We start from the raw sequence: 12,120 nt of genomic DNA, 5'->3' as shown, positions 1-12,120 counted from the left end.
TACGCACGATCATTGTGGAGCGGGCGGAGAAAGCCCGGTGATGCGGATGCCCGCACCGGGAACTCTGTAGCGGCGATTGATTCCGATCAGAACCGACGTCAACGCCTCCGCAGCAGCGGAATTGGCCAGTACGCCGCCATCGATACCGGCACTAGCAACCTCGTTCGCCAGCCCGATCACGATGTCGCGTGATTCCTTGTCATTTCCGAATACCAGCACGTCGCAATCCGCGCGACCGCCTGCGTGCAGCTTGGTAGCGCCGACGTTGTGAAACGCGGAGACCACTTTAACACCCTCGCCGAGCAACGTCTGCGCGATCTGCGCCGCCGAGCCCTCTGGTGGAAGCTGCACAACCGACACCTTGGGCGGCACCAGCGGCACAGCGGCGTCAACCACGATCTTGCCCTGCACCGCGTCCTTTACCTCGCGCAAGGTCGCATCGTGGCTTCCAAACGGCACCGCAAGCACCACGATGTCGGCAGATTTCGCCGCGCCGACATTGTCGTCGCCGCGCGCACCACCGCCAAGCTCCTTTGCAAAGGCTTGGGCCTTCTCCGCCGAGCGTGAGCCAACGACCACAGCGTAACCCGCGGCCAGCCAACGCTTTGCGAGGCCTGAACCAAGATCGCCGGTGCCTCCGAGAATAGCAATACTTGGCTTAGCGCTCATGTAACCGCCCCTTCTTCAGATACGATGCCAGCAGAGAATGTTCAGTCGAGCGCCATTTCGGTCAGCGGCACGAGCTTGACGCCTGCCTTCTCAAGACCTTCGCGCACCGACTTTGCGAGGGCGACCGCAGTTGGCTCGTCGCCATGAACGCAGAGCGAATGGACCTTGCAGGGGATTGTCTTGCCGGTGCGCGTGGTGATGGTGTTGTTCACCACCATGTCGACGACCTGCTTGGTCGCAACCGCAGGATCCTTGATGACCGATCCCGGAATCTTGCGCGAGGTAAGATTGCCGTCCTCTTCGTACTGGCGGTCGCAGAAGCCCTCTAGCGCAACCTTCAGCCCTAGGCTGCGTCCGGCCTTCTCCATCTCGGAACCCGACAGCGCAAGATAGATGATGCTGTCATCGACCGCCTTGATCGCGCGGCCGATCGCGAGCGCGTAGTCGTAATTCTCGGCCGACATGTTGTTGAGCGCGCCATGCGGCTTCAGATGCGTGACCTTCACGCCCGAATAGGAAGCCAGAGCCTGAAGGGCACCGATCTGATAGGCAATCATATTCTCAAGATCGTCGGGGCGCATGTCGATCCGGCGGCGGCCAAAGCCCCAGAGATCGTTGAAGCCGGGATGAGCACCAACGCTGACGCCGGCGCGCTTTGCGTCGGCAACGACCTTGCGCATGGTGAGCGGATCACCGGCATGGAAGCCGCAGGCGATGTTGGCCGATCCGATGATTTTCAGAATACCGTTATCGTCGCCGATATCATAAGCGCCGAAGCCTTCCGCCATGTCTGCGTTGAGATTGATCTTGATGGTCATTGCTCACTCCGGATTTTGGCACGATTTGGCGGAAGTGCTTATTTTTAAGGCCACGCCAAACATAAGGTACTATTATTAGTAAGACAATATCTTTTATGGATATCGCCGCTCTAACGGGACCCAAAAAACCGCCCGAACAAGCGCTTGAGCCTCGCCTTCAGGACGTCGAGCACAAGCGACGCCGCATCGAGGCCCGGCGCTTCTCCCTGTATCACTTCTGTATCGCCGGACAATTTCGCCTCAAGGTTCCTGACAAACATGGCGATCAGGCGTCCGGCGACGTCCTGGACGAGTCCAGAGCGGCTGAACTGAGCCAGAGCACCAGTCAACGTGAAACCGATGCTGACGTCCACGCGGGTCTCGTTTGGGTTGTCGCCCTGTTTCACGGCATACCCGACGAGACCGCGCGTTGCGGAGTTGCTACGCCTGTCCTTGCCGGAACCCCTGATGGTTCCGGTTCGCGTCGCCTCATCGCGCGTGATATCGGCGACGCCCTGGAATTCCGCTGAGATCGGGCCGACCTTGACCTTCATCTGGCCTTCGACACGGCCGTCAACCGGAGCCCCTGCCAGCGACGCGCCAGGCAGGCACGAGGCTACGCCTGCGACGTTGCCGAAGAAATCCCACACCACATCGGCCGGATGCGCTACGACGAAGCTCTGGTCGAACGTCGTTTGCGGCTTCCAGTCAGGATCCATACGCGCAGCGGATGCTGACGGCACGCTCGCTTTCTTTTCTGTTCCCGGCGCCGCGACTGCGCGGGGCGCGGAACCTGCCGCCACTGGCGCCGAATGCCCCGAACCCGATGGGCCAAGCCGTGTCCGGTTGCCATTTGGAATCGCGGCGATGCCCCGGCTGCGGCGCGCTTCAACGACACGCTGCACCGCGCGAATGATGCCGACATAGCCCGTACAGCGGCACAGGTTGCCGCTCATCGCGACGCGAATGTCATGCTCGCTCGGCGCCTGCATTCGCAGCACAACATCGCGTGCGGACACGATCATTCCCGGCGTGCAATAGCCGCACTGTAGCGCATGTTCCTGCATGAACGCGGCGCGCAACTCCGCCGCGATCTCGTCATTGTCGAGACCTTCAATCGTGGTCACCTCAGCCTGCTGGCAGGCCACCGCAAAGGTAATACACGAGCGGGTCGGCACACCGTCGACCAGAATCGTGCAGGCACCGCAGACACCATGCTCGCAGCCAAGATGTGTACCTGTGAGATTCTGGGTCTCGCGCACGAAATCGGCTAGATGGGTGCGCGGCTGAACATTCGCGCTGACTTGTTTACCGTTAACTGTGAGGCTGACTGTATTCATGCCGATTGCGCCTGTTCGATAGCGCGCCGCAACGCGACAATATGCGTTTGCTTGTCGAGCGGATCGGTCATACCCGCCGCTTCGATGACGTCGCCAACTGCATGACTGTTGAAAGCAGCGCCAAGGCGCTCAGTGCGTCCGTCGCCGAGGATGTTACTGGCTTCAGTGACCACGATCGGCCGGCTTTCCGTCGCCCCGATGACAACGCGGCTGACACCGCGATCTGGATCAGAAAGGAATGCCCCGATGGCGTGTGCGAACTCGCCGGTCTTCCGGCAGCTCTTGTAATAACCCCAACGCGCCGAACTGCTGAGCTTTGGAACCTTGACGCTGACCAGCATCTCGCCGGGTTGCAAATCGGCTTCCAGAGCACCGACCATATAGTCCTCGACCGGAATCGTGCGCTCACCGCCCGGCCCTCGCAGCACAACCTTGGCGCCTACAGCAGCCATGATCGAATACCAGTCGGCCGAAGGATCAGCGTGGGTCAGGCTGCCGCCGATGGTTCCGCGATTGCGCACGGCGCGATAGGCAATACCGCGCGCCACCGTCGGCAACGCGCCGCAGGTCACGTCCGGCACGCGCCGGTCTTCGATGTCCGCGTGGGTGATGCAAGCACCGAGCACGATCTCATCGGACCGCTGATCGACACTGCGAAGCTCTTCAATGCCAGTGATATCCACCAACAGATCTGGCTGCACCAGGCGCATGTTGAGCATCGGCCCAAGCGACTGGCTGCCAGCCATAATTTTGACCGTGAGACTGTCGTCGCCGATCAGCTTGAGAGCTGCGCCGACGTCACCCGGACGCGCGTAATCGAAATTGACTGGCTTCACGCAGGCGCTCCTTCGTCGGCTTTCACACCTCGCGTACTCTTGGCCTCCTCAATTGCTTCCAGCACCCTGCGCGGCGTGATCGGCGAGTGCCGTATTTCGGCACCGAGCGACTTCAACGCATCGTTGACTGCATTGCCGATAGCTCCCGGAGGGGCGATCGCGCCACCCTCACCGAGTCCCTTCACACCGAATTCGGTGTATGGCGCCAAGGTCTCCATATGGCCAAGCTTCGGCTCCGGCACTTCGGTTGGACCGGGCAACAGATAGTCAGCGAACGTCGACGCAAGCGGCTGGCCGGATATGTCGAAATTCATCTCTTCGTACAGCGCGGTGCCGATACCCTGCGCCAGCCCGCCGTAAATCTGGCCATCGACCACCATCGGGTTGATGAGCTTGCCGCCATCCTCGACGATGACGTAATCGAGAAGCTCGATATGGCCCATCTCCGGATCGACCGCGACGACGGCAATGTGGGAGGCGTAGCTGAACGTGCCGGAGTCCCGTACCGGCTTGTACCCGATGGTCACTTCCAAACCACGGGGATCGACCGACGGTGGAAGATCCTGCGGACGGCGATACCAAGTGTAGGCGACTTCCTGCAGGGTAACGCTGCCGTTCGGCCCGACCACCGCGCCATCGCTGAGCTTTACGTTGCTGGTGTCCGTCTGCAGCAGGTGCGCACCGATCCCGAGCACAAGCTTGCCGAGTTCGCGCGACGCGGTGGCGACCGCACCGCCAGCCATCACAGCACAGCGTGATCCCCAGCTTCCGGTCGAGTACGGCGTATATTCAGTGTCGCCATGCACCAGCTTGATCTTGGCCGTATCGATGCCGAGAATCTCATGTGCGACCTGCGGCAGCGTGGTCTCCATGCTTTGCCCGTGGGAGTGAACGCCGACGCGCAGCTCGAGTCCTCCATCCGGCGTCATACGTGCGGTCGCTTGCTCGTGGCCCGGCACCATCGGAATGCCCCAACCGGCATAAACCGATGTTCCGTGCGCGCCCTGCTCGCAATAGACCGACAGGCCGACACCGATCAGCCGCCCATCTGCCTCGGGCTTCTTCTGACGTTCGCGCAGCGCCGGCAAATCGATCTTGGCCAGCGCCTGCCGCAACGACTCCGGATAATCGCCGCTGTCGAAATGCTTTTTTGTAATGTTGTCGAACGGCATCTGCTCCGGCTGCACGAGATTTTTCAGCCGCACCTCGTAAGGCTCAAGACCAGTCTCGCGGGCGATGGCGTCCATCATCAACTCAATCGCGAAACAGACACCCGTGCGGGCAACGCCGCGATACGGCAAGATCGGACACTTGTTGGTCGCGACCGACCACGTCCGGCAGCGATATGACGGAAAATCGTAAGGCCCCGGCAAAATACTCGCGACCTGCGCTGCCTCAAGACAGGCCGAAAACGGATAAGATGAATAGGCCCCTGAATCGACCGTCGCTTCGCATTCCACACCGCGCAGCTTACCGTCGCGGTCGGCATAAACGGTGATATTATAGTGGTGTTCGCGACAATTCGCTCCGGCGGTGAGATGCTCGCGGCGATCCTCGATCCAGCGCACGGGATAGCCACAGCGCTTTGCGAGCCAGCCAAGACAGACGTCTTCCGTCAGCACAATACCCTTGTAGCCGAAGCCACCGCCGACGTCGGGCGAAACAATGCGGACCTGAATCTGTTCAAGTCCGAGACACTCCGAAAGACCGTTGCGCACAATGTGCGGCTGCTGGTTTCCAGTATAGAGAACCAGTTGATCCATGCGCTTGTGCCACATGGCAACAGTGCCGCGCCCCTCCATCGGAGCCATGCTTTGGCGCGCCGTTGAAATCTCGCGAGTGATCTTGATCGGCGCATCGTATGCCGCTTCCATGTTCACATCGACGAACGTCTCCAGGAAGATGTTGTCCCCCCAATGCTCATGCAGCAGCGCCGAATCCGGACGCTTCGCAAGCAGCATGTCGTGAACGGCAGGTAATTCCTCGAAATCCACCTCAACGGCAGCAGCGATATCTTCCGCCTCCGCCCGCGTATCCGCGACGCACATGGCGATCAGTTCGCCGACCTGACGAACCTTTTCGAAGGCAAGGATCGGCTGCTCCGAAACCTTGAAACCCGGAAGGCCTGATACCGCGCGGATCGGCTTTACGCTATCAAGGTCAGCCGCGACGAAAACGCTGTCGCGGTACTGGGGCGGGATCCGTATGCCCTTGATACGGGCGTGGGCCAGAGGACTTCGAACGAAAGCGACATCACGCATCCCGGGCAATCGTATATCGCCGACAAATTCGCCACGCCCGCGCATCAGGCGGTCATCCTCCTTGCGGAGAAGCCGCGCGCCTACCCCTTGATCAACCATGCCATTTTCCTTCAACGGAAGGGCGAGACATCACCCCGCAAAATTCATCCTATTTTTAGGACGATAGCAAGATCTCGTTCACGCGAATTAAGGAACAAAGTAAAGCTGCTGAAAAAAATTGCTCACTGCACCGGAACTAGACTTTTCCGGACTTTCGCCGCGCCAGATTGACGGCCTTGTGCCCGTTTCGGGTCTTCTTTTCGCGGAGCGGCTTGGTACCCAGAAGGTCCATTTGCAGTTTGATGCTTTCGCTGCGGTAAATGATATCGCCGACATAGATCGCGATTCCGCCATCATCGATGACAACGCAGTGGGCTTCAACGGTCGGCGCACCGATCGAAATCTTCAGAAGATCGGCGATTTCGGGGTCGGCGCTGCCGATGGTGAGCGTTTGATGCGCTTCCGACAGCGTAATTTCATCCATAGAGTCGATGGTCACCAGCGCCGCTGCGTTCTTGAACCGCACGGGGTTTAGATCGAAAACCTCCCGTGCCAGAAGAAGATTGACGACGGAGTAAGGATCCTCGTTGCGGTACTGAACGCTGCGCAGCTTGACGTAACTGGAGGCAAGATCGCCGTCAGAATCGCCCAAAACAGGAGGAGCGACACCTTCGTCGATCGCCAGCCGCCGCGGCACGTTGTCCTTGAGCGATTCGATCAAAGTGGCCCAACTGGTCGCGAGTTTCACCCAGTGCCGGTCCTGAGTTTTTTTCGAAACAAAAGTACCAAGTCCCTGGCGCGCCTGAAGCAGGCCTTCTTCGCGCAAAACATCCACGGCTTGCCTCACCGTGACACGCGCCACCTCAAACTCGCGTTCGAGCTCTTCAAGAGTAGAAATCTTGTCCCCAGCACTCCACTGCCCGGACTGAATCCGCGTCCTCAACACCGATGCAACCTGAATATACAGGGGCACCCTGCTGCGGTCGTATGCCTTTAACAGTCTGGACACATTATCACTTCTTCTGGAATCTAGGACTCGCAGCAAAGATCATAACTGACGCCCACATCAAAGCAATGCACTAGCTGGACGGGCGACATGAGCCAGGGCACGGCCCCTCCGCCTTTCGCCGAGCGAGAATGGCGCGCAATATTCATCCTGCCCGTACAGATATTCAAGGAAGATTTGACGAAATCATACTATCTTCAGTACCATGATATCAATCAAATGAGTGTGGGCCACATGGCTGATTTCCGGATTTTGAAGGCGGCGGACAGCGCCCTTGTGGTTGAGTTCGGATCGGTGATCGACCGCAGAATCAGCGATCGCGTCCTGGCTCTGGCCGCAGCTCTGGAGGAAGCCAGATTGCCCGGCGTGACCGAGGTGATCGCAACATTCCGGTCGCTCAGCGTGAACTACGACCCGCTGACGACCACTGGCAGCGAGCTTGAACAAGCCATTACATCATTCGTGGATAAGCCCGCCCAATCGGCGCATCACAAACGGCTATGGACGATCCCCGCCTGCTATGATCCTCGGTTCGCACCCGATATCGAGGATGTCGCAAAGGCCAAAGGTCTTTCGATAGCGGAAGTCGCAGCGTTCCACGCCGGTACGCAATATCATGTCTACATGATCGGGTTTGTCCCGGGTTATCCCTACATGGGGGATTTGCCGGACAAACTGCAATTGCCGCGCAGGTCAGATCCTCGCCTGCGCGTTCCTCCCGGCTCGCTCGCCATCGCGACCAGTATGACCGCCGTCTACCCCCATGAAAGCCCGGGAGGCTGGCATCTGATCGGAACTTCGCCCGTTCGTTTCTTTGACGCGGCGTCGGCGAAAGGCTCCCTGCTCGGCCCCGGCGACGGCGTCAAGTTCGAGCCAGTCACGCCCGAAGAATTTGACCACATTCGCAAAGCCGTGGAGCGCAACGACTACATTCCGGATAGCACGGAGCTTACGGCGTGATTTCCGTGCTCAAAGTCATCGCGCCCGGCTTCCACACCACCGTGCAAGACGAAGGACGGCGCGGCTTTCAGCACGTCGGCGTGCCGGTGTCCGGCGCTCTCGACCGCAACGGCTTTATGCTGGCAAATGCACTGGTGGGAAACGCGCAAAATGCATCGTGCCTGGAAATCATCGGCTCCGGTCCCGAACTTGAGGTCATCAGTTCATCCGTTCGCCTAGCACTGGTTGGCAGCGGTGGTGGGCTCGATATCGTCGGACGCGAAGATCCCTTCATCCGCTCCGGCCAGTCGGTACGGTTGACCAAAGGCGAGATTGTACGTGTACGTCTGGGCAGCGATGCGTTCTGCTCTTATCTCGCGATCGAGGGCGGTTTCAATGTCCCGTTGTGCCTCGGCAGCCGAGCGACCTATACCCGCGCCGGTTTCGGAGGACTGTCCGGGCGGCAGCTTCGAGGCGGTGACGTCCTGGACGGATCAGCCGGGGACGTCACTGCGCGTGACGAAGTCACTCTGAGCGAACAGCGCAACCTCCGTTTCGATCAACCGATCCGCGTCGTGATCGGCCCGCAGGATGACCACTTCACCGAAGATGCCATCCGCGAATTCCTGTCGAGTACTTACACCATTACGCCAGCATCCGATCGGATGGGATTTCGTCTGGACGGACCAACTCTCGCGCATAAGACCGATTACAACATCGTCTCTGACGGTATCGTTGCCGGATCGATTCAGGTACCTGGTTCAAAGCTTCCCATCGTTCTGATGGTCGACGCACAAACCACGGGCGGCTATCCAAAAATCGCCACGGTCATCTCTGCTGACCTACCGCTGCTCGGCGTTCGCGGCGCTGGACGCGCCGTGAAGTTCAAGGCTGTATCGCGCGAGGAAGCCGAGGCGATCCGCCGGGCTGAACATCAGGATGTCCTGAATATCATTCGGGACATCCTGCCCGTGAGCGAGATGCAGGGCATCAATCTCAAGGCACTATATACGTGCAACCTGATCGACGGTGTGGTCGATGCGAAAGCTTGACCTGGAATTCCTGATCAGGCCGGGACAAGAATGCGAGGATCAACGCCAGTCAGGCTCTTGTAGATCGAGGGATCGGTCGCACCTTCGGTATTAAAGAGCAGCACGCGCGAACTGGCGTTCAGTCCGAGCAACGCACGGCTCTGCGGATCACTCGCCGCAGAGAGCAGACCAGCCAGACCCGCACCACCGCTTTCGCCCGCAATCACACGGCTTCTTCCATTTTCCGCCACAGCCAGCTGCTTCATCGCCGCGATCGCATCTGCATCGCACACAGTCATGTAAGCCTCAGCCAGCCGGGAAAGGATATCCCACGCCAGCATTGACGGCTCGTAGCATTCAAGCATGGCCATCACTGTCGGCTCGACCGGCTCAATCTTCACCGGTGCGTCTGCCTCATTGCTCGCCAACAGGCAGGCCGCGCGATCGGGTTCGACAATGATGAATTTAGGCCGCGCAGCGCCGGTGCGGAGCGTGAGATTGGCGGCGATAGCGGCGGCAAACCCGCCAACACCTGCCTGCAAGAAAACATGTGTCGGTGGCTCTGCCATTTCATCCAGAATCTCGGACACCATCACGGTGTAGCCCTGCATCACAAGACGCGGAATTCGCTCATAGCCGGGCCATGACGTGTCCGACACGATGATCCAGTTATTGGCATGACAGACACGTTCTGCTTCCGCGACCGCGTCATCGTAATTTCCGTCGACTTCGATGACATTGGCGCCGAACCGCGCAATCGCCGCGATGCGTTCGAGGCTGACGCCTTCATGCACGAAGATATTCGCCCGGCAGCCAGCGAGATTGGCTCCGGCGGCAACGGAGCGGCCATGATTACCATCAGTCGCACAACCGACATCGATGTTGCGGACGACAGCTCTTACGTCGGGATCGAGCAATTCGCCAGGATGCACAGGACGGCCGAGTACGCGGCCGGCTTCTTCAAGCGCGAGACAGACCACGGCATAGGCGCCGCCCAACGACTTGAAGCTTCCAAGCCCGAACCGCCCGCTCTCGTCCTTGATATGCACCGACTGCACACCCACTGTGGCTGCCACCTCGCGCAGCGAACGCAGCGGCGATGGCCGATAGCTCGGATGCAGTTGCAACATGTCCAGCGCCTTTACGGCGGCCGCCGGCCCAAACATTTCCTGATCCAAAGGCAGCAGGAGTTTGCCGCAGCTCTTGCTCTTGTTGCGTTCAATCATGTCTGCACCTCTTTCAAGCGCAAAATTATCTTACTTGACGCGCTAATTGGCCTCTGATTTGATGAATTCAGTGCAATAATTTTGCGAGAAATTAGTGGCGCCCTCAAAAAGCATCCAGCTGGACGACTTCGACCTCGCCATTCTCGACCGGTTGCAGGTCAACAACCGCGCCTCGCTTCAGGAGATCGGAAAGTCCGTCAACCTGTCGGCCGCAGCCGTACAGCGGCGAGTCCGGCGAATGGAAGACGCGCGTGTCATCCAATCCAACGCGGCAATTGTCGACCCCGCCGCCGTTGGGCGCCCGATCACCATCGTCGTGGAGGTGCAGATCGACAGCGAACAGGCCGATCTGATGGACTCGGCGCGCCGCGAATTCGCCGCAGCACCTGAGGTACAGCAATGCTACTACGTCACAGGCGCTGCGGATTTCATCCTCGTCCTCACCGTGTCAACCATGGAAGAGTACGAGCAGCTCAGCCGCCGGTTGTTTCTCGAAAACAGGAACGTGAAACACTTCAATACGTTTGTTGCGATGAACCGCGTCAAGACCGGTCTGAAGGTACCCCTCAGATCGGCGGGAAAAGACCCTTGAAATTTGTGCCGCCGCAAAACCTCATCGGCGCTTCAAAAGGAAATACCCGCACAACAGGATCGGGACCGTCAGCGTTAGCCATGACACGCCATCCCAAAGGCCATCCCCGACCAGAGCCGATACAAGACCGACCACACTCAGCACACCGAGTACGAGCGGTATTGCGAAAATCTGACCGTTCGTTTGCCGGCGCGGCAGAGGCGGCATATGCATCATGATGTATAGACCGCGCGATGATCGGAGGCCGAGGCATCGACGACGATCCGTTCGATGCTTGCCCCGGACTGGCGCCGCCTGAGCCATAAATAGAGTCCGGTCATCAGAACAACGATGGTGATGAGATCGAGAACCGCCCAGATGATTTTTAGCGGCATGCCGCCGTAGTCACCAAAATGCAGCGGCTGAGAGATCAGAAGCGTCGCGACATACCACGGCAGATTCCGACTGTCGGTCAAGACTCCCGTCTCCGCATCGATCAAAGCAGGTTTGAGCAATTTCGCCGTCAGCGGCGTATTTCCCCGCATGAAGACTGCGTAGTGACTCTTGCTGCTGAAGATGGTGCCCGGGAACGCGACGAAGGCTGGCTTCATATTTGGTTCAGCCTTGATGGCCACCTGTACCGCCGCATCGATCGACGACGGATGGGCCGGCAGTGATTTGTCCTTGTATTGCGAGGTCATTTCCGCGAGCTGCCCGAATTGCCAGATCTTGATGACGAGTTCGGCCCACGTATTGATGACGCCCGTGAATCCGACGACCAGCATCCACATCACGAGCACGATGCCGGAAAGATTGTGGATGTCGAGCCACCGGACCACACGAACCCTGTCACGCCGATAGGTCCCGAATTTCAGCTTCCGCATCGACGGCGCATAGACGACGATGCCGGAGATGATCGCCACACAAAACAGAATGCCCATCAGCCCGAGGAACAGTTTCCCAGGCAGGCCAGCGAACATGTCTGTGTGCAGCTTGAGCATGATGTAGGTGAAACGCCCTGTAACATCAGGCGCATCCAGATAGGCCGCGGTGTGAGCACCAACACGGACAATTCTATTGTCGGAAGAATTGGCTTCTAATGATTTGCCGATGCTCACCATCAGTGCATTAGCATCATCCGGGTCCCAGATCAGGAAATGCGGCACCATTCCCGGATCTCTTGACAGGCTGTTCTTCACGACCAAATCGAGACTGGCGAGCGGCGTTCCTTCGGTGACCGGCGCGGCCTGCACTTCGTCATGCAGCAGGTGGTCGATCTCGTGATGAAAGATCAGTGGCAAGCCCGTGAGGCAGAGCATCAACATGAACACGGTGCAGATGATGCTGGACCATTTGTGGGTCCAGCCCCATCTGCGTAATGACTTGCTGTTGCTTGCCACCATCT

At 59.1% G+C, this 12,120-nt stretch carries 11 protein-coding genes; 3 read left to right on the top strand and 8 right to left on the bottom strand.

Annotated features, from left to right (window positions below; translation table 11 throughout):
* Positions 1 to 9: 9 nt before the first annotated feature.
* The 6 genes from npdG to AC1Q6J_RS01165 all read right to left on the bottom strand — a co-directional run bounded on the left by npdG (position 10) and on the right by AC1Q6J_RS01165 (position 6,987).
* A complete protein-coding gene (gene npdG, locus AC1Q6J_RS01190; RefSeq protein WP_492277494.1) occupies positions 10 to 669 on the bottom strand; it encodes an NADPH-dependent F420 reductase in 660 nt (219 codons plus the stop codon).
* A 41-nt stretch (positions 670 to 710) separates the two neighbouring features.
* Entirely contained in the window at positions 711 to 1,487 is a 777-nt protein-coding gene (locus AC1Q6J_RS01185; protein WP_492277493.1) for a LamB/YcsF family protein, read from the bottom strand.
* Positions 1,488 to 1,597: 110 nt separating this feature from the next.
* A complete protein-coding gene (locus AC1Q6J_RS01180; RefSeq protein ID WP_492277492.1) occupies positions 1,598 to 2,806 on the bottom strand; it encodes a xanthine dehydrogenase family Fe-S subunit in 1,209 nt (402 codons plus the stop codon).
* Positions 2,803 to 3,642, bottom strand: coding sequence for an FAD binding domain-containing protein (locus tag AC1Q6J_RS01175; protein WP_492277491.1), 840 nt, complete (start codon positions 3,640 to 3,642; stop codon positions 2,803 to 2,805). Before AC1Q6J_RS01175 ends, AC1Q6J_RS01180 begins: the two co-directional genes overlap by 4 nt.
* On the bottom strand, positions 3,639 to 6,002 hold the full coding sequence (locus AC1Q6J_RS01170; protein ID WP_492277490.1) for a xanthine dehydrogenase family protein molybdopterin-binding subunit: 2,364 nt from the start codon (positions 6,000 to 6,002) through the stop codon (positions 3,639 to 3,641). Before AC1Q6J_RS01170 ends, AC1Q6J_RS01175 begins: the two co-directional genes overlap by 4 nt.
* Before the next feature lie 136 nt (positions 6,003 to 6,138).
* On the bottom strand, positions 6,139 to 6,987 hold the full coding sequence (locus AC1Q6J_RS01165; protein WP_492277489.1) for a GntR family transcriptional regulator: 849 nt from the start codon (positions 6,985 to 6,987) through the stop codon (positions 6,139 to 6,141).
* Positions 6,988 to 7,038: 51 nt separating this feature from the next.
* Here AC1Q6J_RS01165 and pxpB point away from each other — a divergent pair, with 51 nt between their 5' ends.
* Both pxpB and AC1Q6J_RS01155 read left to right on the top strand, forming a co-directional pair.
* Positions 7,039 to 7,908: a 5-oxoprolinase subunit PxpB gene (gene pxpB, locus AC1Q6J_RS01160; protein WP_492277488.1), complete on the top strand. Its 870-nt coding sequence runs from the start codon at positions 7,039 to 7,041 to the stop codon at positions 7,906 to 7,908.
* Entirely contained in the window at positions 7,905 to 8,939 is a 1,035-nt protein-coding gene (locus AC1Q6J_RS01155) for a 5-oxoprolinase subunit C family protein (protein ID WP_492277487.1), read from the top strand. Before pxpB ends, AC1Q6J_RS01155 begins: the two co-directional genes overlap by 4 nt.
* Positions 8,940 to 8,953: 14 nt before the next feature.
* Here AC1Q6J_RS01155 and AC1Q6J_RS01150 read toward each other — a convergent pair whose 3' ends face one another.
* Positions 8,954 to 10,144 carry a diaminopropionate ammonia-lyase gene (locus AC1Q6J_RS01150; RefSeq protein WP_492277486.1) on the bottom strand — a complete coding sequence of 397 codons (1,191 nt, stop codon included), beginning with the start codon at positions 10,142 to 10,144 and terminating at the stop codon, positions 8,954 to 8,956.
* Between the two features lie 94 nt (positions 10,145 to 10,238).
* Between AC1Q6J_RS01150 and AC1Q6J_RS01145 the strand changes: the two genes are divergently transcribed.
* Positions 10,239 to 10,736, top strand: coding sequence for an Lrp/AsnC family transcriptional regulator (locus AC1Q6J_RS01145; RefSeq protein ID WP_492277485.1), 498 nt, complete (start codon positions 10,239 to 10,241; stop codon positions 10,734 to 10,736).
* A 212-nt stretch (positions 10,737 to 10,948) separates the two neighbouring features.
* On the opposite strand, the gene AC1Q6J_RS01140 is transcribed toward AC1Q6J_RS01145, so the two are convergent.
* Positions 10,949 to 12,118, bottom strand: a complete 1,170-nt coding sequence (locus tag AC1Q6J_RS01140; protein ID WP_492277484.1) for a PepSY-associated TM helix domain-containing protein — start codon at positions 12,116 to 12,118, stop codon at positions 10,949 to 10,951.
* Between the last annotated feature and the right edge of the window lie 2 nt (positions 12,119 to 12,120).

Source organism: Afipia sp. MLSD5-FHT05B12, assembly GCF_058793355.1.
This window is presented reverse-complemented; position numbering and strand designations above follow the sequence as displayed.